Raw genomic sequence first — 23,120 nt, 5'->3', positions numbered from 1 at the left:
ATCTCATGAAAAACGCATTCTTATGTATCATTAGCATTTTGGTATGCAATTTTGCACAAGCTCAAAACCAGCCGAAAATTGAAGACTATCCTTTTGGAAGTTTAGATGTTGCTGTTATGGTACTGCCTTTTGGTATGGAACATCCTATAAAAATAGGACACATGTCAAAATCTGGAGACATAAAGTTTGATATTCCCAAGGAGCTTCCTCAACTATCAAAAGAAATGGAAGACAATTTTATGAACGATGTGGCTTATACGCTTTTTGATGTTTGTGATACTAATATGGTTGCTGGAAATGAAAACATTAAATCGGTTGAAACCGGAGCGCTTTCACTTTGGACTACCGACAAGCGTTATGTCGGTGTTATTTTTACAGTTTCGGATGAGGAACTTTTGCCTTGGATAGAAGACCCAGGTTATAATGAGCCTATTTTAGGATCGTATTTCGAATTGATTTATGTAGCCTCTTCCTTTAAGTACAAAGGAGAATGTACGCAAACACGAATGCTAGACGATGGTGATGCAGAAATACGATTTAGCTATGATATCGATTTAAAACCCGGTTTTAACTTCATTGAATATAAAATAAATCATATTTATAAAACCGACCCAAACGTCATGGCCTCTTTCCCAGATAAAATTTTGGTAAGCAACGTCGAAGACATTCCAAATTGTAAATGGTTAGGAAAGTATTTTTAAGATGCTATAAAATTCAGTAATTTTAAACACGTTCAAAGGCTAAATTTTTGAACGTGTTTTTGTTATGAATATAGAGGATTACAGAAATTATTGTCTAAGTAAAAAAGAAGTCACCGAACATTTTCCTTTTGATGAAGATACCCTAGTGTTTAAAGTTTTAGGAAAGATGTTTGCTTTAGCATCACTAAAGCGTTGGGAAAATGGAGAAGCCTTTATAAACTTAAAATGTGATCCCGAATACGCTCAAGAATTAAGAGCAGAATACGACAGTATAAAGCCAGGTTATCACATGCACAAACAACAATGGAATAGCGTCTATGTGCATTCTGGGGAGCTTTCACAACAGTTGATTAAAGCGTTGATAGACCATTCCTATGATATGGTAGTGAAAGGACTACCAAAGAAATTGAGAGAAACGCTATAAAAGTAGCTTTTCCATTCGTCGACACTTATCTACCATCCGTCTACACTAAATGGCCCTCAACCGAATTATAAAATGCAATCTCGTCAATTGGATTATCTTGCCGTGATACATAAAAATTAGTTGTAGATGAAAACCCTCAATATTTTATTAATAGAAGATGATATGATAGAAGTGATGAAGCTCAATAGAGCTATCAGTTCACTTCAATTACATCATAAAATCACCGAAGCTAATAATGGAGAAGAAGCTTTAAAATTATTAGAGCATAAGGACAGTTTACCAGATATCATTTTGCTAGATTTAAACATGCCAAAAATTAGTGGTATAGAGTTTTTAAAAATTTTAAAGGCAGATGATCGACTAAAATATATACCAACCATCATTCTAACCACGTCTAATAATCAAAGAGACTTATTAGAATGTTATAAAATTGGAATTGCCGGTTATGTGCTTAAACCTTTAAAATATGAGGATTATGTATCTAAAATCGAAAAATTATTGTCATATTGGAGTATTAATGAATTAATAACAGTGTAATGAAAGGAATTGTTTTTACTGAGTTTTTAGATCTTGTAGAAGAAAAGTTTGGCTTGGAAATGGTCGATAGAATTATTTCAAGTTCAGAGTTAGAATCAGAAGGTGTTTATACATCTGTTGGGACGTATAGCTTTTCTGAAATGTTGCAATTACTTCAGCATCTTAGTGAAAATACAGGGATTTCAATTGATAATTTATTGCTAGTTTATGCCGAACATTTTTTTAGTGTGATTGAAAAAAGTTACCCAGGACTTTTAGCAACCTATAAAGATCCTATAGAGATGATTTCATCCATAGAAAATCACATTCATGTAGAGGTAAGAAAGATTTATCCAGATGCAGAATTACCAACGTTTGAAGTCATAGAGAAAACAGAAAATTCCTTAATAATGGACTACACTTCAAGTAGAGCCATGCATCATTTCGGACTCGGTTTAATGAATAAAACCTTTGAGCACTTTAATGCTACGGCAACTATAGCATTAGAAAAAATAAAAGAGGACGGCACACAAGTACGGTTTATTATTCATAAAAATTAATGAGCCAAGACCAAATCGATATACTAAAAAGAGCCCTCGAAAGGGAAAAGAAAGCCAGGAAAGCTGCTGAAAAAATTCTTGAAGAAAAATCAAGAGAACTCTACTTTACATCCCAGAAATTAGAAAATTTATTAGACGAAAAATCATCACAATTAGAAGGTGTTTTTGAGAATATAGTAGATGCCTATGTCGTAATGGACATTCAAGGGGATATTATAAAATTTAATGAAGCGGCAACCCGCTTATTTGGTTACGATATCGGTAGAGATAATGTTAATGTTAAAGACCTCGTATTTAAAGACGATTATGAGTACGCTATGGCTAGCTTTATGCAGCTTCATACGCAAGGTTTTTTTAAAGATTACGAAGCCAGAATTTACACCAAATCTAAAGAAGTCAAATGGGTGCATATCAATGCTAGTGTGGTTTATGATAAAGATAAAAAACCAATTGCAGCCCAAGGTATTGTTAGAGATATTACAGCAGAACGCGCTTCTGAAGAAAAACTGATAGAATCTGAAAATAGATTAGCAACATTAGTTTTAAATTTAGATAGTGGTATTATTCTCGAAGATGAAAACCGAAATATTGTACTTACCAATAAAAAGTTTTGTGAGCTTTTTAATATTGATGCAGAACCAAGCGATTTATTTGGAATGGATTGCACAGATGCCTCAGAACAAAACAAATTATTATTTAAAAATCCGGAAGCATTTATACAGCGGATGGACGAAATTGATAGCGCTAAAAAGGTCGTTATTGGTGATGAGCTCGAAATGGTAGATGGTAAGATTTTAGAGCGTAACTATATGCCTATTACCATTGGCGAGAAATCGAAAGGATTTTTATGGACATTTACAGATGTGACTCTAAAACGTACCTATCGTAAAAGTTTAGAAGTTCAAAAACAAAAATATTACAGCATTATAGCCAATATGCATTTAGGCTTGGTTGAGGTCAATAACCATGATGAAATCTTAATGATTAATCATAGTTTTTCTGAAATGTCTGGCTATAGTGAAGAGGAATTGCTCGGTAAAAAAGCAGGAGAGATTTTTCCAATAGAAGGAGGTTCAGAGATCATTGCTATTGAAAATGAAAAACGGAAAAAGGGAGAATCTAATTCTTACGAAATAAAGATTGAAACCAAAGAAGGTGAGGTAAGGTATTGGCTTATCAGTAGAGCTCCTAATTACGATATCAATGGAAAAGTTGTCGGTTCAATTGGTGTTCATCTTGATATTACCAATTTAAAAACCCTAGAACTTCAGAAAGAAAAATTACTGTTGAAGCTCGAAAAAAGTAATGATGAACTGCAGGAATATGCCCATATTGTATCTCACGATTTAAAATCACCATTACGAAGTATAGATGCTTTAGTGAGCTGGTTAAAAGAAGATAATAAAGGGAAATTAGACGCTATGAGTACGCGTAACTTTGAACTCATTGAAGCGACTCTAGAAAAGATGGAGCAACTCATTTCAGATGTACTCGATTATTCAAGCGTAGGAACAGATACCACTGTAAAAGCAGATGTTGATCTCAATAAAATGCTTCAAGATTTAACCACGATTTTATACATTCCAGATCATATAAAAATTACAGCATTACAGCAATTGCCAATTATAAAAGGAGATGCGACCAAGTTGCAGCAGTTGTTTCAGAATTTAATCAGTAATGCGGTTAAATTTATTGATAAAGAAAAAGGGAGTATCACTATCGATTTTGAAGATTTAAAAAGTCATTATAAATTTTCAATTCAAGACAATGGTATCGGTATAGAAAAACAATTTCACGATAAAATATTTAAGATTTTTCACGCTTTAAACAAAAGCAAAGATTCTACTGGTATTGGTTTGTCTATTGTTAAAAAAATTGTCGATTTACACGAAGGGCAAATCTGGTTAGAAAGTCAACCTAATATAGGAACGACCTTCTATTTTACACTTAAAAAACAATCATGAAAACAGTACAATTAGTAAAACAAAACAACAAAGATTGGACTTATGTTGGTAAACAAGAGCAATTAAATCAACCTTTGGTGTTAGTTTTTGGTAATCGTTATATGCTAGAATCACCTTCAATTTACGAAGAGATAAAAGCGTTATTTCCAGATGGTCATATTGTGTTTGGTTCGGCTTGTGCAGAGATTTCTTCGAGTACGGTAAATGAAGATAGCATTACGATTACGGCTATGGAATTTGAGAAAAGTCAATTTGTAATTAGAACGAGTAATGTCTTAGATGCCGATTTAGATAGTTTTAAAACAGGAAAAGAATTGGTTCAACAATTTCCTGCCGAAGGTTTAAAATACCTGTTCGTTGTTTCAGAAGGTAGTTTTATTAATGGGAGTCAACTCACCAAAGGCATGAGTTCGTCTAATGACGATAATTTATTAATCACAGGAGGACTTTGCGGTGATGATACCCGTTTTGAAAAAACATTAGCATCCTACAACGAAAATCCAAAAGAAGGTGAAATTGTTGCTGTTGGTTTTTATGGAGAGACCTTAGAAGTTACGTTTTCTATTCACGGTGGATGGACACCTTTTGGACCAGAGCGTACAGTAACCAAATCGGAAGGCAATATACTTTTTGAATTAGATGGTCAACCAGCTTTAGATTTATACAAAACCTATTTGGGTGATAAGGCTAAAGATTTACCTGGTGCGGCATTGTTATACCCATTGAACGTAAAATCAGATGATGAAGCGCAATCTATTGTCCGTTCTATTCTTAATATTAATGAAGATGACAATAGCGTTATTTTGGCCGGAGATATTAAAGAAAATTCAAAGGTGCAGCTTATGATGACTAATGTCGATAATATCGCTAATGCTTCAGAACGCGCAGCCAGACAAGCTTTAGAATACAGAAAAAACAAACCAGAAATAGCCTTTTTAGTCAGTTGTATTGGTCGTAAATTAGTTTTAGACCAGCGTGTAGAAGAGGAGATTGAAGAAGTTATCGAGGTTTTAGGACAAGGCACTACGGTTAGTGGATTTTACTCTTACGGAGAAATAGCACCTTTCCATGGTGAAATGGCTTGCCAGTTACACAACCAAACCATGACCATAACTTTAATAAGTGAATAATGAATTCATTACTTAAACGCCAAATACGAAAATATTTAAGTGAAGAATTAGAACACAGTGAAGACTTAACAAAATTTCTTGAAGCTGTCAATCGGTCCTACGACAATTTTGACGAACAGTCGTCAATGATTCAACGCGCTATGTCTATTAGCTCTGATGAATTGTATAATGCCAATAGAAAGCTACAAAAAGAAGCTAAAGAGCAAACCGAATTAATCGATAAGCTAAAAGACGTCATTAATACACTAAAGTTTTATAATTTAAAAGAAGAAGAAAAGGCAGATGCTGTAGAATTAACAGGATCTGATTTGGTGGCGTTTATTGATAATCAAACTAAGGAGATTATTGAAATGAACAAGCAAAAAGAAGCGCTTCTAAATGAATTGGCTCATCAAAACCAAGAGCTGAGCGACTATGCGCATATGGTGTCTCACGATTTAAAATCACCGCTACGAAGTATAGATACACTGACCGCGTGGTTAAAAGAAGACTATAAAGAAGCTTTTGATGCAAATGGACAAAACACATTAAACCTCATTAGAAATAATGTAGAAAAAATGGATACTTTAATTAACGGTATTTTAGAATATTCTACGATTGGTAAAAATCAAGTTGAGGTGTACGATGTGGATCTTAATAATCTTATAGATAATATTTTAACCATTATAGAAGTGCCTAAACATATAAAGATTATAAAATCTGATTTACCAATTATTCAAGGAGATAAATATCGTTTACAGCAACTATTTCAAAATTTAATAGGCAATGCCATTGCTTATAATAACAAATCCCAAGGAACGGTTGATATTGGAGCAGAAGATCAAGGTGCGTTTTGGCAATTTCATATAAAAGATAATGGAAAAGGTATTGAAGCCAAGTACTTCGAGAAAATCTTTAAAACCTTCGAAAAGCTTGAAAATAACGTAGAATCTTCAGGAATTGGATTATCTATCGTTAAAAAGATTGTAGATTTATATGGTGGTAAAATTTGGTTAACTTCTAAAATTAATGAAGGCACTACCTTTTATTTCACTTTAAAAAAACAACGTCATGGAGAAGCCTAATATGTCTTACATTCAGAGTATGTCTGGTGGAGACAACGCTTTTGAACAAAAGTTAATTACAATTATTAAGGCTGAGTTTCCCGAAGAAAAGAAGGTGTATTATAATAACCTTAAAGCCAAAAACTATAAACTTACAGCAGAGAACGTTCATAAACTTAAGCATAAAATTAGTATTTTAGGCCTTGAGAAAAGTTATGAGACTGCAGTGGCATTCGAAAATAATTTGCTAGAAGGCAGTACAACACTTCAAGACGAATTTGAATCTATTTTAAGAATCATGACTAATTATTTACAACAGTTATAATTAGGAAGGCATGAATTGTATTATTATCGATGATGAAGCTACAGCAAGAGCAATCATAGGGCAACTGTGCTCTAACGTAGATAGCTTAGCGGTTTTAGAAGAATTTCCAAATGCAATGCAGGCTATAAAATATTTAAATCAGAATGAAATTGATTTAATATTTCTAGATATACACATGCCTGATTTTACAGGTTTCGACTTTATTGAAACATTAAAAAATCCACCGAAAATAATTTTAACCACTTCCGATCCTAATTTTGCTATTCAGGCTTTTGAATACGATTGTATTGTCGATTATTTAGTAAAGCCAATTACACCAGAACGTTTTAAAAAAGCCATACAGAAAGCCGAAGCAACACCAAGTAAATCTTCAAAATCATCAGCATCTGCTTCAGAGAAAGTAGAAAGTACTTCAGGTAACGATTTGTATGTTAATATCGATAGGCGTTTAATAAAAATAGATATCCCAAGCATTTATTTGGTAGAAGCAAAAGGCGATTACATTCATGTGAAAACCGAAGATAAAAACTACACAGTTCATTCTACATTAAAGAAAATAGCAGATAAGCTACCAAATGATTTATTCTTAAAAGTACATCGCTCTTATATTATTAATGTCGATAAAATTATTGATATTGAAGATAATAGTGTGCTTATCAAAAAAGACGTGATTCCTGTGAGTCGTTCTAACCGACCAGAACTAATGAAACGTCTTAATTTATTATAACCTTTACAAGTCCATTTTAGTGCTACTTCGTCAAGGGGTTTTCTGCTTTGATTAGAGGATTTATTTATAAAAATAAACGGTATTACATTTAATGATGTAAGCAATATGTTTTGCTTTTTTTATAATTTGTAGCATTTACAAACTATCATTCATCGTTATAAAACCGCAAGCGACCTTAGCGAATGGTGATGTCGTCGAAAAAAAAATATCAATAGAAGTCATAAGTTATATTTTTGTTCTTTCATCATGTGTTGAATGATTGATGATTAGTGATTAAGTTTGAGGCAAAAGAGAAATCTTTTGCCTCTTTTGTTTTTAGCAGTCATTAAAAATGGCCTTAAAACCACTCGTCGACAGTAAAATGTAAACTAACGTTGTATAGCTTGCTCCAATCGAAAAACTAAAAATAAGGCTAAGTTATCAAGTAGTTTTGCTTCAGAATCTAAATAAGAAACTGAAGATGAATACACTTTACACTTTAAAAAATCAATTACTACTTATCGTTTTAGCATTATGTAGTTTTAGCAGTACAGCACAAGATGTACCGTTTAATTGCGATTTCAATGCTTACCTATTTCAGTATAACGATGTTTATGCTATTGATTTAGCATCTGGTAATTCGTATCAGGTTGCTACAGATGTAACGCCAGGAAGTATCAATGCTACGGCTTACAATCCTGCAGATGGTTTTATTTGGGGATCATTAAATACACCAGCCAAATCAATTGTAAGAATCGGAAAAGATTTTAATACTACAACTTATTATATTGATGAATTGCCAACAAGCAACCGTTATGTTGGTGATGTAAGTTCAGAAGGTATTTATTATTTAAAAGCTGGTGGAACCACCTATTATAAAATAGATCTAAATCCAGACTCAGAAAATTATACCCAATATCAAGCTACAGGGAATTTATCACAAAACATTAGTATTCATGATTGGGCGTTTAATGCTGTAGATGGGCAATTGTACGCGGTAGAAAAAAACACCAATATTTTATACCGTATTAATCCTGAAAACGGTGACGTTTTAGTTTTAGGCGTGGTGCCTATTCTTTCGGGTTTAAGCTATACTTACGGAGCGGTTTATTTTGATAATGAAGGACGTTTTTATATTTCTGCTAATCAAACGGGAACTATTTATGTCGTTCAAGCTGTTCAAGATTTAGATGGGATTAATCTTATAGACGCTAACTTATTTGCCTTCGGACCGTCTAGTGCTAGTAATGATGGAGCGCGTTGCCCAACGGCACCAGTATTACAAGAAATCTGTGATAATGGTATTGATGATGATGGTGACGGCCTTATAGATTGTGAAGATCCATCCTGTTCTGGTTTTGGAATGTGTGATGTGATAGTTGCACCAACATCGAGCTCTAATGCAGGTGGCTTAGAAAGTAATAGCCGATTATCTGAGCAAATTAATGCACGTAATTTTAAAAGAGCTAAAACGGGTTATAAGTTTAATGCAGCAACAGCACCTAGAGTAGAACGCGGATTGATATATGCAAGAGGCGTGAACTCAAGTTTTACATTACAAGATTTTGTACCACTGACAAGTATTAACGAAGATGAAGCTATTGAAGCATCGCCTTCAGACTTAATTGGCATTACGAATGCTACTGAAATCTACGCGGTGGATTACTTAAAAAATAATAGTGCTGTCGCTTCTGTATTAGCCTTAAAAACTGAAAACGGGGTTTATGAACATACCAAATACATTTGCGACCGTTTGTTAGGAGCCGAGTTGATCTCAGTATCTACCATAGATATCAACGAACAGCAATTTATAAAATCCATTATTAAAAATGCGGATGGTACTTATGAATTTGTGTTAAGCTTATCTGCTAAACTTGTAAATAACGACGCTAATTTCGGGATAGAGAGCCATTGGAATCTCGATCAGTATGAGGAGAATGTCACCTTTTATAATTTCCAAATTTGGTCTAATACCATAGATGATTTATATGTGTTAGGACAAGAAGTATTGAATTTGCTAGATATTCAAAAACCAATTGAAAGCTATAACAACTCAACACCACCAACAGTGTTTGTTAGAAAAGGAAGCTACACTAACGGAGGTTTAGATTTACAAATTATTAATACCAATGCTACGGAAAGCGTGACTTTAGATGCAGGTTATAGAGGTACTGAAACGGAAGATTTTGATAACCTAAACGGCATCATCGATTTAAACGGTAGTTATATTACGAATATTAGAGTAGATACAGGAAGTCTTTTTGATATCGGATTTAGAATTGGAGATGGTACGGCTACACCAGATGATTTATTTATGTCTGATGGTCCTTGGGGAATTGACGATTCGCAAAGTGGTACTAATGTTAGCTTATACAATGTAACGCGCAATGACTTTGATTTTGAAACCACAGATTATCCAATAGAACGTAATGTGCAATTAACAGCTACGACCAATAGCTACGTTAGCGCTTACAGAGCATTAACACCACGATTTAAAGCTGTAGATCTTACCGATTATAACAGTTTTAAGTTTAGTGCACAAGGCACCGGAAACCTAGAAATCACTTTTGTAAAAGAAAGTATTACCAACTGGGAATCACAGTTTAAAACCACGGTGGCTTTAACGAATACAACTCAAGATTTTACAATTAATATAAACGATTTACAAAACAACACTACGAATGCAGCAAGCTTAAACGATGTGGTAACCTTAGTCTTTACAATGGTTGCCGATAATGGAGTAACAACAACCAAAACAATGGAGTTAAGTAACCTACGCTTTTCTCAAACAAGTGCTCTGTCTATAGACGAGTATAACACAGATTTAAATAGACTAATTGCAAGCCCAAATCCAATGACCACACATACCACAATAAACTTTACAGCCAATTACAGCGAAGATGTACAGTTTGTAATCTACGATCAAACTGGTAAAATAGTATATACTGCACCATATACGGTAAAGCCAGGAAAAAATAACATAGAAGTTAATAGAGGCAATTTAAGCTCAGGCTTATATTTCTGTAAAATTCTGAGTAGTCAGTTTAACTACGATACATTTAAATTAATTATTAAATAACCCTTGATTTATTACCCTTGCATTAGGCAAAAGCGAAAGCTTTTGCCTTTTGTTTTATGTGGTGGTTTGGGTTTTATTGGTATCTTTATGAATCAAGTTTCTTATAAATGACTATTGGAATTTATCATGAATTTGAAACAGCTAAAAAAAAACGCACATACAAGAAGGATATAGGCAATTTAATATATCGAATTGTTTTACACCATTTGAGAAAAAACGTGAGCTATAATCTAACAGACATATACACGACAATTGATTTAAAGAAAATTACAATCTCAAAAGAGGTTAATTCTGATATTACAATAAGAGGTGAAAACATACCAAATCTTGATGAAGTTGAAATAGTAAATGGGTTTCTTAGAATTAGTGATTCGAACATTAAAAGTCTTGGGGATTTAAAAGTTGTAAAAGGTGATTTTGTAATAAGTTCAAATAATGTTTATTCCAATATTAAATCTTTAGAAAAATTGGAGTTTGTTGAAGGAGATTTATATCTAAGTAATTCAAATATTGAAGATTTAGGTGCGTTAAAAAAAGTAGAAGGAAAACTAAACTTGAGAGATACTAAAATCAAGAATTTAGGATCTTTAGAGTTTGTTGGCGGAGACTTATTTTTACCAAAAAGAATTCAAAAAGAAATTGATTTAACAAATCTTACGATTCTAGGCAACATAAAATTTTGGAATGATAGCAAGTTAAAAAAAGCTATTATTCCTAAAAGTGAAATGGGTTATATTGATTTCAAAAATTCAGTCCCTTTTTGGAGTCATAAATATGTTTATTCATTCAGAGAAATTCAAGAAGCAAACCCAGAGCAATTAAAATTCTATAAAGTTTATAAAGAATATTTCTTAAAGGAAAAATACATCGATGTAAAAGGTAATTACAATTATCCATTTATCTTGTTTTATGATTTATTGGAAAACAACAATTCAGATATAAAAGAGTTACAAAATCTTTTAAAAAAGCTTGCTAAATACTACCCAAAGACAAGAATGTATGGCGAATTTGAAATTATCAAAAAATTAGAAAATTTAGGGCATTTTGAAAAAGCTTGGGATTTAATTTTGGAATGCAACTGCGTTAATGTTCAAAAGGTAATTGACTACGAGATTAAACTTAAACGAGAATTATTAACTGGAGAGTTAATTGTGAAACTTGGTGGATTTAGTCATTTAACCGAGTTTGGTCAGAAAAACATAAATGAGATTAAACCATTCGCTGACAAACAACTTGAAAAATATAAACTTAAAAACAATTCAAAATTTTTCGACCTATTTGTTGAAAACGGAAAGCCAATAAAATCAAAAACGACTAACCAAGTTGTAATGGAAAAATCATTTTTCGGTTTTTTGAAAAAGCAAGAACTTGAAACAGTTTATGAATATAAACCAGAATATTACAAAGATTTTTTCTTGTCAAATGCAGAATATGAACATTATAAATCAATAGACGATTTTCAGAGTAATTCGGGTTATAAAAATTCATTCCCTCACGTTATCGAAAAATCAATATTCAATCAATGCAGGTTAATCTTAAAACTAGCAGAAGATTTATATCGAGAGACCATTGGAATGCCAAAAGTTGGAGAAGGATGGATAAGTGAGACAGAGCTATTCTATAAAATATCGGACTATTTTAAAAATGATAAAGTTATACATCACGCATCACCGAAATGGCTTGGCCGACAACATTTAGATATTTACTTACCAAAATTAAACATCGGAATTGAATATCAAGGTGCACAACATTATGAGCCAATAGAATTTTTTGGTGGACAAGAAGGATTTGAAAAAACAGTAGAAAGAGATAAAAAAAAGAAACTACTTTGCGAAAAATATAAGTGTCATTTAATTTATGTTGACAAAGGATATGAAATATCTGAAATAATAAAAGAAATTGAAAAACTAAAAACGGTACACAACACCAAGAATAATTAGATTATACACTAGCACCCTTACTTCCTAAAACCCGCCTTATTCAAAAACTGCCATTTAAAACGTAGTCCAACTTCGGTGAATGTAAAACCAGCAGCCGTTGCAGAAGCAATATTACTATGGGTTCCGTACACATTTAATAAACTACGCTCAGAGAATTTATAGCCAAAAGCTCCTTGAAAACGGTACGTCGTTTGTTTGTCATCATCTTCAATAAACTGGTAACCATAGGCAGCCGTTAAATTATAAAACCATGTGTTTGGTTTGGCGCTGTCTTCATTCTTAATCACATTCATAAAAGCTTCATACACATTAAATTTTTCTGGACTAAAATAAATCGTTGGTACTTGATCCTTAAATGTAATGTGTTGGTAATTCACACCGACTTTTAAAGCTGGTTTTGGTAATAAGTTATAATACAATGACGTAAATAATAGGTTTCTTTTATTGCCGTCATTTTGTGACGTATGCATCAACTGTGTAAACCATCCTAAGTTAAAATTAGTACTTAAGTTATAGTTAGCGTAATAATTGTTTTGTACCAATTCGCGGTCTAATAATTCGGCATTAAAACTTTCTATTTGGCGTTTATATCCAATATCTAAAGTTTGTAGTTTAAAAGATTTAATATGAAAAGAAAAATCGGCTAAAAGTTGTGTGTAATCTGTGCTTTCGGCTTTTGCAGAGGTCATACCTGCTGTGCCTTTAAACGTAATGCTAGGTAGGAGTTGGTAGCCCAATCCTAAGGATAAATTACTAGAGGTAGCACTAATACCGGTAACCGTATTGTTGGTCGTTCTGTAATTGTAATTTCCTAAAAGTTTAAATTTAGTAGATAAAGGGTATTCTACCGTATTAGAAAATGCAAAGGCTTTGTTGTCTCCATTATCAAACGTATGCGAGGCGTTAGATTCTAAAACTGGTGCAAAGCTAATATCTAATTTATTTATAAAGTTAACCGCATCTTTTTGGTTGTCGTAAAACTTTAAAGTGTTTTCGGCTGAGGTGTAAGCATCGTCATAATGACCTAAGGCTTTTAGCACGTTGGCTTTTCCAAGGTTACCATCAAAAGACGTACTGTCGTTTGCTAGTATGCTATTGTAATCACTTAAACTTTGTTTAAAATTACTCTTGTAAATGTTTAAGGTGGCGCGTAAGGCTAAGACCCAGTTTTCGTTTGGGTGCTCCGTAATTAACGAGTCTATTAAGGTGGTTGCGGCTTTGTATTTTTTATTCCAGATTAAAGCTTGAGCATAACGTTCGGTGGTTTGCTTAGTAATAGCTTTGTCTGTGTCTTTGTTTAGGCTATTAAATGCTTCAGTACTGATGCTTAACGCTTGCTTCTCTTTACTGTTTAAGTGTGCTACCAAAGCCAAACCGTTTAATGCCACAATTTTGTGTTCAGGTTGTTCGGCTAAACGGTTATACATGGTTTTTGCACTCTCAAGTTGGTTCCATATTAAATACAAATTTGCAAGATTTAACAAGGTGTCTTTATCGTCACCGTATAATTCAAGATTTTTGGTTAAAAGTAGTTCTGCTTTATCATAATTCTGTGCTTGTTGGTTTTGGTAAGCATACCCTAAATAGATGTACTTTTTAGAGACTAGAGCGTTTGGATTTCCTGGTGAAATATCTAAAGCTTTATTAACCATTATTAAAGCGGCTTCATATTCCTTTAAGTTAGAAAGTGTATTAGCAAAACCTAATAGCGCAGCAAAACTTGTTGGGTCTTCATTTACTAAACCTTGGTAATAGACTTTAGCATCGGTAAAGTTGCTGTTCCATAATAAAGACTCACCGTAGTTTAGTTTTACTTCAAAATCATTTGGGTAATCGGCAAGCAGATCTGTAAATAGTGCGTTGGCTTCTGCTGGCTTTCCGTTAAGTCCAATAGCACGACCATAACACAAACGTGCCGTCTTATTATTAGGGTAGTCTTTTAATATGGTATTAAAAAACGTTTCAGCTTGGTTGTATTTTCCGGTTTCTAAATACGTAAAACCTTCTTGCATCTGTTGTGCAGATGCACTAAGCACGATAAAAAATAAGGCCAGATTTATAAGTGATTTCAAAGTCATAATTTCTCTTTGTTTAACTAAGTGCAAGTTACGGAGCATATGTCCTCCATTCACCTACAGCAACTTGCCATCCATCGAAATATAAAGAACATACATAGAAATACGCTGGATATTTGCGTCAGATTTAAACCAATACCTACAGAAAATATGCAATTATTAAGCGTAATAAAATCGAGGAAATTATCACCAGAACAGCTATTTATGGTCAGTGTTTTGGCCGTTAATGGAGGCAATTATTTGTACAACCTTATATTAGGTCGTGTACTTGGGCCAACACAGTTTGCAGATGCTGCTGTGCTCATTACATTTTTATTGGTACTCTCTTTTATGGCCATGACGTTTCAATTGGTAACGGCAAAATTCTCGGTGTTATTTGAGAACGCTGTGTTTACAAATTTTATAGCCAAAGTATATAAACAAGCTTTCGCTGTGGGTGTAATTTTAGGCCTATTGATTATCGCATTTTCTTCCCAATTAAAAGCGTTGTTTAATACCTCATCCTCAACCATGTTTGTCATTTTTGGCTGTGGTGTGCCGCTTTACTTTTTAATGAGTGTCAACAGAGGTGCCTTTCAAGGTAAAAAAGCGTACAAGTCGTTATCGATAACCTATCAAGGGGAAATGTTAAGCCGATTGATCATCACCTTGGGTTTAATATTTCTTTTTAATATACAATCATCAACAGTCATTGCTATAGGTATTGTACTCTCATTTGTTTTTGGAATGTTTCCTTTTAAAATAAAAGACCTCACGTTAAAGCAAACAAAACCATTATCGCTCGATTATAGCAAACAAATTAAAAACTTCTTTTTATTAACAGCGTTCTACGAGCTGACACAGATTATTATTAACAACAGTGATATCTTATTAGTAAAGCATTATTTTGAATCTTACGAAGCAGGTTTATATGCGTCCTTAGCTTTAATTGGTCGTATTGTCTATTTCATTGCATGGATGTTTGTTATGTTGTTATTGCCAGCTGTCGTCGAGTTGAAAAAAGAAGGCAAAGAAACGGCTTCCGTATTGTTTAAGTACGTTGGTTACATTGCAGTGATCTCTATCGTTATTGTTTTAACCTGCATAAGTTTCCCAGAATTAATAATTAAAATCCTTTTTGGAGAGCAATATATTGCCATGGCACCACTTTTATGGAAATATGCTATTGCCACTTCTATGTTCGCTATCTCTAACATCTTTGCGTATTACTATTTGTCTTTAGATAAATATGTGCCAGTTATTATTTCTGGAGTCTTCGGAATGCTACAAATGCTATTAGTGATCTTTTTTCACGAGAGTTTAGAACAGGTGGTACATATGCAAATTATTGCAATGACTTTGTTGCTAATCATACAGTTAGTGTTTTTTAAATTCGAAATAAGAACACAAAAAAAGCTTTATCTAAGGATTAATTCCATTCGTCTACACTAAAAGTCGCCCTATCGAAACTTTCAAAAATCTGCCGAATAAAACCCCAAATTTGTATTGTAATTAATTAAAACATTTAAAAATACCATTATTATGAAACTAGCCATTGTAACTGCATATCCACCAAGTAAAGTCACGTTAAACGAGTATGCTTATCATTTAGTAAAGCAGTTTAGACAAAAGGAAGCTGTTACAGAATTAATTTTATTAACGGACAGAACAGAAGGAGCAAAGGATATTGAATTCACGGAAGACGGTTGTAAGATTACCGTAAAAGAATGTTGGTCTTTTAATAGCTACAAAAACGTGATTTCTGTAACAAAAGCGATCAATACCACAAAGCCAGATGCTGTATTATTCAATCTACAGTTTATGAAGTTTGGAGATAAAAAAATAGCAGCAGCTTTAGGGTTACTATTGCCATGGATTTGTAAGTTAAAAAACATACCAAATATCGTTTTACTACATAACATTCTTGAAGAAGTAGACTTAGGAAGTGCTGGTTTTACATCAAATAAAATCATGCAGAAGATCTACGGATTTATTGGAACCACTTTAACCAAGCTGATTTTAAAAGCGGATATCGTTGCGGTAACCATGCAGAAGTATGTGAATGTTTTAGAAATTAAATATTTGGCTCCTAACGTGAAATTAATTCCTCACGGCACATTTGAAATACCAGAAGAACCTAACTATACTTTGCCAAAAGGACCACTACAAATTCTAACATTCGGAAAATTTGGCACCTACAAAAAAGTAGAAGGTATGATTGAAGCTGTGGAAATGGTAAGAGCTAAAACAAAATTAGATTTAGAAGTCGTTATCGCCGGAACAGACAACCCAAATGTACCAGGTTACTTAGCAAAAGTGCAAGAAGCGTATAAACATGTCCCTCAAGTACGTTTCACTGGTTATGTTGAAGAACACGAAGTTCCAACCTTATTTAACGAAAGTGCTGTGGTTGTTTTTCCTTATACCTCTACAACCGGAAGCTCGGGAGTTTTACACCAAGCAGGTAGCTATGGTAAAGCGGTGGTGATGCCAGATTTAGGAGATTTAGCGTTGTTAGTAAAAGATGAAGGCTACAGAGGTGAGTTTTTTGAACCGACAAGTGTAGAGAGTATGGCAAATGCTATAGAAGCTATCGTAACAAATGATCGTTATAGGTCACAATTGGCTATGGCAAATTATAAAGCTGCTACAGCACATCCTATGTCTCAAATTGCAGAGATGTATTTAGAACATTTTCAAGACATCATAGATGAAAAACGCTTAGCATTCCCTAATGTTAATGCTGCACAGAAGGCTTCTTTTTAGTTATAAATAAAAAAGAAGGTTTTCTAATTCCTTTTTCATCTATAAACCCAAAATGCTTTTGAGCATTTTGGCGCCAAGGAAGTCTCCCTACGACTTCTTTTGGTATTTTATCAAAGTCGTAAAGTGTCCACGACATAAATTGAATATCATGTTCAGAAAAAACAGTTTGTATTGTTTTATGATATTCGGCTTGGTCGTCTTCCGAGTTTCCAAAAGGATTCCATAAACCAATGTAAGATGATAGGCCGTATTCGGTAATCACAATAGGTTTATCGGTGATCTTAGTTTTTAAAGCTTTAAAAGTAGTGTCTAGAGCTTCTAAATCCTCATAATAATGAAAAGATACCAGATCTAACTTCTCTTTTAGAATGGTTGCACTTTCGGCATTAGACCATCCAATCGTAACGGCATGATTAGGATCTTGCGATTTTACAAAATCAATCATATGCGCTAACCAAGCAGTCACTAAAGTTTTACCGCGCGATTCAAAATCTAAATTCGGTTCGTTTTTAATATCCCAAACGGCTAATGCCTCGTGGTCTTTTATGGCATTAATAATTGTTTTAGCATGTTGTTGTGTAAGGGTCCAATCGAGGACAGAATAATCACCATAGAAATCAAAAAGCGTTACCATCACCTTTAAATTAGCAGTTTCTGCAAGATCTAAAAGAGTAATAAGTTGTTCTAGTTTGTGTTGATTTACATCCGATTTACCAAAATCCTCATAAGGCACAAATACGCGAATATTATTAAGTCCGGTTGATTGTATCAACTCAAAATCTGACCCTATAATATCAGCATCAAAATTATCGCCAAACATAGCCCAAGAGGTGGCTTGTGGGTAGTAATTAATGCCGTTTATTGTAGTTGTGCTAATAGGTTGAGACACCTGTGAAGCGGTATATGGTTCCGATTTTATTTTTACCATATGGCGTACGCGCCAAAAACCATCTTCTAATAACAGGGTGACTTTGTAACTTGATTTTTCGGTAATTTCCGTGATCAGTTCGTTGTCTTTAAAGATTTGTTTATATTCTATAACATCATGGTCTGTGAGAACCACAAGTTGGCCATCTTCACTAAAAAATTCTAAAGTAGGATGATGCTCTAAAGTCGTACCAACAACAGTAGTGTTGTTCTCACTATTAATCGCGATAATGTTAAACAGGTTTTGTCGTGCACTTTCGGTGTAATAATCATCAATACCAATAGTCGTATTGGTTTTGTAAGCTACATGTTTTACAAACCAACCGTCTAAATAATCATTTTCAATAGCAGTTAATGTTTGTGTATCTATTGGTCGTCCTTCATTGGTTAGAGGTTGCCATGTGATTTCAGGAAGATATTGATCGATTTGTTTGACTTCAGTATGTAGCATTTTACTACGATCGGCACCAGTGTTGAGGTAACTGTAAACCGCACCAAAAGCATAAATAACCAATGCTATTATTAAAACATAGGAAAACAAAAGTACACCTCTTAATATGTTTTTATTAATCTTACTCATAAGGTAATTGCGTTGTAAGATTTAACTATACCAGCCACTTTAAGTTCAAAATCATACACGCCTTTTGGATAACGATTCTTGTCTAAATAAAATTCAGCCATACCATTAAAGGTGTCTTTTGTGGGGTGGTGTACTATAATGCCATCTTGGTATATCAACAACTTTATCGTTAAGCCATCTGGCACACGTTGACTCATAAAACTTTGTATAGGGCCAAGCGTTAGCGTTCTGTTATCTTTAGAAAAGGCGACTTCAAAATCTGAAATGGCTTGTTTGTAATTTAAAACGATCGTATCACTATTTGCCATACCTTCAACATAAGCTTTTATACTCCATTGGTCTTCAAAATCGGGATGTAACATGTTTGCACTCGCCATACCATTGATGGTGGTGCCAGATGTTTTTGATTTGTAACCTGCTGTATTGGTAATAAAAAAGGTAACAAATGTCCCATCACTTACAATATTATCATAGCGATCTTTAATTACCGACGTTTTAAAAGTCGTTATCTGATTGCCATCTGCATAATCATGAATGCGTTCCGAAGCGATTTTAAAATCCGTAGGAATAGCAGGCATTACATTAACATCAAATTCTTTGGAGTTGAGGTCTAGACATGCTGAACTGATAAGCATTCGTCCTTTTTTGGTTTCAGAACTAATGTTTTTATAAGCAAAACCATTTTTAGTCATTACGTCTGATGCATACGTATTGGTTAGAAATTGATGCTTTATTGTTACGCTAGTACTATCGGCTAATGGATTGTCTAAATCATCTGTTGGAATAACAACGAGCATGGTGTAATCTGTGCCTCCAGCTTCAATACTTGGTGGTCCTAAATAACTTTCTATAGCTTCGATTTTTGATTTTGGTTGAATGGTTATGTGTCCGGAAATTGGATGAGATGTTGTTTGTAATTGCCAGTTGACTACACCCGATTTATTAGACATAACTTCAGGTAACATAAATTTGAGCTCCTTATCATTAACCACAGGTTCTAATAAAATGGATCCATAACTGTTAGAACCATAGAGTAAGACTTCTGAGTCGCCTGTGAACGCAAATCTTAAGGCGATAGATTCGCCAGCAATAAATTCACGCTTTGTTGTAAGAAGTGTATATGTCGCATCGCTTTCTATGGTATTAACAACTATTGTTGAAGTTAGCAACAGTAAAGAAATGAATGATATGTAGAGATACTTAAATGTCATTAATTAGGGTTTCCGATATAAGTATTGATTTCTAGTTTTATAAATTTGTAAATAGGGTGATCTATCTTCTGAAATTCGTCATCGTGATGATTCCAGATTCGATTCGGGACAATTTTACTCGCAATAGCCGTATTAGGTAAGCCATTGACAAAACAATTACTCATATCTTCATTAATAACCCGAACGGTTTCATTCGTCAATAAAGGGAAATCAAAAGTCTGTGAACGCTGTTGTCTAATGCCTTCTTTTACAAAAAGGTGATCTACCCAAACTAAATTTTTGTCGGCATCATAGTACGAAATTAATAATTGCGGAATCGTGACTTCTTCAATACCAGTATTAAATAAGGTTCCTGAAAGATGGGTGTCGTTACTTTCAGAAATTGTAATAGTGGTATTTTTAAATAAGTCGGATCCCGAAATATTCCCAGCAACTTGAAGATTAAATTTTGTGGGTTGTTCTTCTAATTCAATAGGTGTGAACTCATCGGGATTAAAGGTCTTTGGAATAGAATCTTGAGTTTTAGACCAGGCGATGCCTTCAAAATTAATTCGAAACGAACTGACTTCTTTTGGCATCAGCTTATGGTTAACGTGATATTTGGCATTGTAAGTGGCTAAAAATTTGTTGTCATCATTATACAAAGTCCCTTTTAAAACCACATCTGCTGGGACATTGTCTATATTCTGAATTTCTCCAATAATGGCATAATGATTTTCAAACTTAACGAGCTTTGCTTTTAAGATTTCTAAAACGGGTTGCTTTAAAATGTCCTCGTGATGTGTTTCTTCTGTCGTGATGCGTCGTCTACCTTGATTAAAATAATTTGTAGAATTACTAGAATACAATTGGTCTGGTGGTAAATCTAAATCGATATCCTCGGGTTGAATGTACCATTTGTTATCGAGTTTGACTAGGGTTTTATAATCGACACGTTTAATTTTTTCGAGCGGTGTAATCCAATCGGTAAAGACTTTTAAACTGGCTAAGCTATCTGTTCTGCTTAGTGTTTCGGTGGTAATAGCATCTAACTTTGCATACGAACTTAATAACCCATCAGTAACCGATATTTCTAACATATACTGCGCAATGGGTATATCACTTTTAGGATTAATCAAACTGTGCGCGGTTTCAAATTCTTTAAAATCTAAAGCATCATAATAAGCAAGTATGGCATTTTCTGGTGAATGATGTGATTCATTTTTTATGTAAAATATGTAAGTGCCATAACATACAATTAAAGCAAGAATGAAGGACCAAATATGTGTCATTTTTAAAACGCCACTAGAAAATTTTGAGTAATCATTTTGAAACTTAAGATACGCCGGAAGTTTTTTAGCCTTCGTTTTTAGAAGTCTAATCCAAAGCATTTGTATGTTTAGGACAAAAGCGATTAAAACCGTTAGAAATGGTATAATTCCCCAGAGGATTTTTTGCCACGTAGACACATCGTCTTTGGGCAATATGGATGATAAAGGTGGAACGTTTAATTTTTCCCAAACCATAATGCCGTTTTCGAGTTGTCGTAAGCGTTGCCAACCGCAGAAATACAAAATAGGATCGTAGAATTTATCGTTAGAGAAGATATACTTAAAATTATACTTCTCTGGCGTCGTTAAAAATTGTTGTAATGAACCAATACCTTCAACTCCTTTAAATTTTGAATTTTCTAAACGTTCAATTGGTCGAGTGGTTAATTCTGGTAATCGTCTTGCCGAGTGGTAATTTCCATCTACAGACATGGCTTTGGTTTGTGCCGATAGCCAAGCCATTTGATCGCCAAAGCCTAAAGTCATGTACCTCCATTGATCGTGATTATCTTGATTTAAGAAATTAACAATAGGAAGCATCTCAATGCGTTGTGGTTGCGAGGGTTTAAAGTAGCTTAGACTCATGGTAAAAATCGTCATGAATAAAAAGAGTCCAGCTAAAAGACCACCTATTAACCGATGGTAAATAGCACCAAATTTATTTTGAATTAAGGTTTTTAAATCTCCTTCAACAAACCGATACGTAAACTCACCAAATAAAGGCAGCGACATAATAGAAGCCCAAAGTGTAAAACGATCTAAGGTTAAGATATTAAAAGCCGTTTCGCCAAGTAATAGTCTTGGAATTGGAGTGGTACCACCAGTGCCTAAAACAACAAGAATAGTCATCGATAAACCAAAAAATAAATAGCGTTTGGTATAATATCTGTAAAAAATGTACGGTAATAATATGAGTAAAATGCCCCAAGGAATTAGAAAGAAGACCAATCCAGACGAGGTGATTTCTAAAAAATTATCTCTAGAGCCATGCGGAATTGGCACCTGTGTTATCGGGTTGTTTTTAGAGTTAATCCAATACGGCAAAATACAACCCACGATGATAACTAAAGAGAGCATCCCGAAACTAATAATACGTTTAAAGAGTTTAAAGAAACTATTTAAAAAGACTTTAAAGGTTATGGCTTTTACAGAATCGACTTGGTCTCTTGAATAATCCATTATCACCATGCCTATTAAAGGAAAGATAAAGAATATCATCCCAAATATAGGGGTTACATGATGAGACGTTACAGTTACGGCAATTAAGGATAATGAGGTGGCTAAATAACTCCATTTGCCTGTTTTTAACCATAAATAGATTTCAGGCAAAGCATGCATTAATACGGATATGCCAATGATACTAGGAAGTTGACCAAAGACGTGAAGCGTTTCAACAAAAGATGAAGAAAACACAGCGAGTAATGCGGCATAACCAGCAGCTGTTCTATTAGAGGTGATTAATAAGGAAAAGCGATAAACACCAGTTATAAATAAAACAATGGCGAGTAAGGCTACGGTAAACATGCCAAATTTTAAACCACCAATTAACGATAACGCAGCAATAGATTGATGTACCAAAGGAGGATAGCTCATTACGGTAAAACCGGTGTACCATTTATAATTCCATGGTTCAAACCAGCTCGTCGCATAATGATCTGCAAAGAACAAATGGATTAAGGCATCATAAGTGGTTTCTAAGGTGAAAAATATAGACGTACCATGAAATGCAATACCTATAAGTAAAGCTGCAATTAAATATTTGTTTGAAGTGTTTTTCATGTAAAACCTTGACAAGGCTATCAATACTGTAAAGATATATAATTTAAATAGGGCTTCGTTTTTTAATTATCTATAGCAATCTGCCATTCGTCTACACTTACCTAT

Annotated in this window: 17 protein-coding genes; 13 read left to right on the top strand and 4 right to left on the bottom strand. The window is 33.8% G+C overall.

Annotation, left to right across the window (positions count from 1 at the left end; translation table 11 throughout):
* Nucleotides 1–5: 5 nt before the first annotated feature.
* The 11 genes from ABD730_RS15920 (at nt 6) to ABD730_RS15870 (ending at nt 12,388) form a co-directional block, all read left to right on the top strand.
* Complete coding sequence (locus tag ABD730_RS15920; protein WP_344715922.1) at nt 6–701, top strand: hypothetical protein; 696 nt, start codon at nt 6–8, stop codon at nt 699–701.
* 64 nt (nt 702–765) lie between these two features.
* On the top strand, nt 766–1,125 hold the full coding sequence (locus ABD730_RS15915; RefSeq protein WP_344715921.1) for an MmcQ/YjbR family DNA-binding protein: 360 nt from the start codon (nt 766–768) through the stop codon (nt 1,123–1,125).
* A gap of 126 nt (nt 1,126–1,251) precedes the next feature.
* On the top strand, nt 1,252–1,662 hold the full coding sequence (locus tag ABD730_RS15910; RefSeq protein WP_344715920.1) for a response regulator: 411 nt from the start codon (nt 1,252–1,254) through the stop codon (nt 1,660–1,662).
* Entirely contained in the window at nt 1,662–2,201 is a 540-nt protein-coding gene (locus ABD730_RS15905) for a heme NO-binding domain-containing protein (protein WP_215926996.1), read from the top strand. The genes ABD730_RS15910 and ABD730_RS15905 overlap by 1 nt, the downstream gene beginning before the upstream one ends.
* Nucleotides 2,201–4,165, top strand: coding sequence for a PAS domain-containing sensor histidine kinase (locus tag ABD730_RS15900; RefSeq protein WP_344715919.1), 1,965 nt, complete (start codon nt 2,201–2,203; stop codon nt 4,163–4,165). Before ABD730_RS15905 ends, ABD730_RS15900 begins: the two co-directional genes overlap by 1 nt.
* Nucleotides 4,162–5,295, top strand: coding sequence for an FIST signal transduction protein (locus ABD730_RS15895; RefSeq protein WP_344715918.1), 1,134 nt, complete (start codon nt 4,162–4,164; stop codon nt 5,293–5,295). Before ABD730_RS15900 ends, ABD730_RS15895 begins: the two co-directional genes overlap by 4 nt.
* Complete coding sequence (locus tag ABD730_RS15890) at nt 5,295–6,359, top strand: sensor histidine kinase (RefSeq protein WP_344715917.1); 1,065 nt, start codon at nt 5,295–5,297, stop codon at nt 6,357–6,359. Before ABD730_RS15895 ends, ABD730_RS15890 begins: the two co-directional genes overlap by 1 nt.
* Entirely contained in the window at nt 6,346–6,663 is a 318-nt protein-coding gene (locus ABD730_RS15885) for an Hpt domain-containing protein (protein WP_344715916.1), read from the top strand. The genes ABD730_RS15890 and ABD730_RS15885 overlap by 14 nt, the downstream gene beginning before the upstream one ends.
* Before the next feature lie 10 nt (nt 6,664–6,673).
* Nucleotides 6,674–7,390, top strand: a complete 717-nt coding sequence (locus ABD730_RS15880) for a LytR/AlgR family response regulator transcription factor (RefSeq protein WP_344715915.1) — start codon at nt 6,674–6,676, stop codon at nt 7,388–7,390.
* 460 nt (nt 7,391–7,850) lie between these two features.
* A complete protein-coding gene (locus ABD730_RS15875) occupies nt 7,851–10,448 on the top strand; it encodes a DUF6923 family protein (RefSeq protein WP_344715914.1) in 2,598 nt (865 codons plus the stop codon).
* A 107-nt stretch (nt 10,449–10,555) separates the two neighbouring features.
* A complete protein-coding gene (locus ABD730_RS15870) occupies nt 10,556–12,388 on the top strand; it encodes a hypothetical protein (protein ID WP_344715913.1) in 1,833 nt (610 codons plus the stop codon).
* A gap of 17 nt (nt 12,389–12,405) precedes the next feature.
* Here the strand turns inward: ABD730_RS15870 and ABD730_RS15865 are convergent, their stop codons facing one another.
* Nucleotides 12,406–14,466, bottom strand: a complete 2,061-nt coding sequence (locus tag ABD730_RS15865) for a tetratricopeptide repeat protein (protein ID WP_344715912.1) — start codon at nt 14,464–14,466, stop codon at nt 12,406–12,408.
* 147 nt (nt 14,467–14,613) lie between these two features.
* Between ABD730_RS15865 and ABD730_RS15860 the strand changes: the two genes are divergently transcribed.
* Complete coding sequence (locus tag ABD730_RS15860) at nt 14,614–15,894, top strand: oligosaccharide flippase family protein (protein WP_344715911.1); 1,281 nt, start codon at nt 14,614–14,616, stop codon at nt 15,892–15,894.
* Nucleotides 15,895–15,984: 90 nt separating this feature from the next.
* On the top strand, nt 15,985–17,208 hold the full coding sequence (locus ABD730_RS15855; protein WP_344715910.1) for a glycosyltransferase: 1,224 nt from the start codon (nt 15,985–15,987) through the stop codon (nt 17,206–17,208).
* Here the strand turns inward: ABD730_RS15855 and ABD730_RS15850 are convergent.
* Genes ABD730_RS15850 through ABD730_RS15840 form a run of 3 tightly spaced genes read right to left on the bottom strand, consistent with a single transcriptional unit; the run spans nt 17,180 to nt 23,015 of the window.
* Nucleotides 17,180–18,715: a glycoside hydrolase family 2 TIM barrel-domain containing protein gene (locus ABD730_RS15850; RefSeq protein ID WP_344715909.1), complete on the bottom strand. Its 1,536-nt coding sequence runs from the start codon at nt 18,713–18,715 to the stop codon at nt 17,180–17,182. The genes ABD730_RS15855 and ABD730_RS15850 overlap by 29 nt on opposite strands.
* On the bottom strand, nt 18,712–19,926 hold the full coding sequence (locus ABD730_RS15845; protein ID WP_344715908.1) for a hypothetical protein: 1,215 nt from the start codon (nt 19,924–19,926) through the stop codon (nt 18,712–18,714). The genes ABD730_RS15850 and ABD730_RS15845 overlap by 4 nt, the downstream gene beginning before the upstream one ends.
* Nucleotides 19,926–23,015, bottom strand: coding sequence for a hypothetical protein (locus ABD730_RS15840; protein WP_344715907.1), 3,090 nt, complete (start codon nt 23,013–23,015; stop codon nt 19,926–19,928). The genes ABD730_RS15845 and ABD730_RS15840 overlap by 1 nt, the downstream gene beginning before the upstream one ends.
* Nucleotides 23,016–23,120: the final 105 nt, after the last annotated feature.

Origin of the sequence: Winogradskyella damuponensis (assembly GCF_039538385.1) — a bacterium.
Classification (GTDB): Bacteria; Bacteroidota; Bacteroidia; order Flavobacteriales; family Flavobacteriaceae; genus Winogradskyella; species Winogradskyella damuponensis.
This window is presented reverse-complemented; position numbering and strand designations above follow the sequence as displayed.

Coding starts and splice junctions, on each gene's coding strand:
- ABD730_RS15870 (WP_344715913.1), top strand. CDS start 10,556: ATGACTATTGGAATTTATCATGAATTTGAAACAGCTAAAAAAAAACGC.
- ABD730_RS15860 (WP_344715911.1), top strand. CDS start 14,614: ATGCAATTATTAAGCGTAATAAAATCGAGGAAATTATCACCAGAACAG.
- ABD730_RS15895 (WP_344715918.1), top strand. CDS start 4,162: ATGAAAACAGTACAATTAGTAAAACAAAACAACAAAGATTGGACTTAT.
- ABD730_RS15910 (WP_344715920.1), top strand. CDS start 1,252: ATGAAAACCCTCAATATTTTATTAATAGAAGATGATATGATAGAAGTG.
- ABD730_RS15855 (WP_344715910.1), top strand. CDS start 15,985: ATGAAACTAGCCATTGTAACTGCATATCCACCAAGTAAAGTCACGTTA.
- ABD730_RS15890 (WP_344715917.1), top strand. CDS start 5,295: ATGAATTCATTACTTAAACGCCAAATACGAAAATATTTAAGTGAAGAA.
- ABD730_RS15920 (WP_344715922.1), top strand. CDS start 6: ATGAAAAACGCATTCTTATGTATCATTAGCATTTTGGTATGCAATTTT.
- ABD730_RS15915 (WP_344715921.1), top strand. CDS start 766: ATGAATATAGAGGATTACAGAAATTATTGTCTAAGTAAAAAAGAAGTC.
- ABD730_RS15885 (WP_344715916.1), top strand. CDS start 6,346: ATGGAGAAGCCTAATATGTCTTACATTCAGAGTATGTCTGGTGGAGAC.
- ABD730_RS15880 (WP_344715915.1), top strand. CDS start 6,674: ATGAATTGTATTATTATCGATGATGAAGCTACAGCAAGAGCAATCATA.
- ABD730_RS15905 (WP_215926996.1), top strand. CDS start 1,662: ATGAAAGGAATTGTTTTTACTGAGTTTTTAGATCTTGTAGAAGAAAAG.
- ABD730_RS15850 (WP_344715909.1), bottom strand. CDS start 18,715: ATGAGTAAGATTAATAAAAACATATTAAGAGGTGTACTTTTGTTTTCC.
- ABD730_RS15840 (WP_344715907.1), bottom strand. CDS start 23,015: ATGAAAAACACTTCAAACAAATATTTAATTGCAGCTTTACTTATAGGT.
- ABD730_RS15900 (WP_344715919.1), top strand. CDS start 2,201: ATGAGCCAAGACCAAATCGATATACTAAAAAGAGCCCTCGAAAGGGAA.
- ABD730_RS15865 (WP_344715912.1), bottom strand. CDS start 14,466: ATGACTTTGAAATCACTTATAAATCTGGCCTTATTTTTTATCGTGCTT.
- ABD730_RS15875 (WP_344715914.1), top strand. CDS start 7,851: ATGAATACACTTTACACTTTAAAAAATCAATTACTACTTATCGTTTTA.
- ABD730_RS15845 (WP_344715908.1), bottom strand. CDS start 19,926: ATGACATTTAAGTATCTCTACATATCATTCATTTCTTTACTGTTGCTA.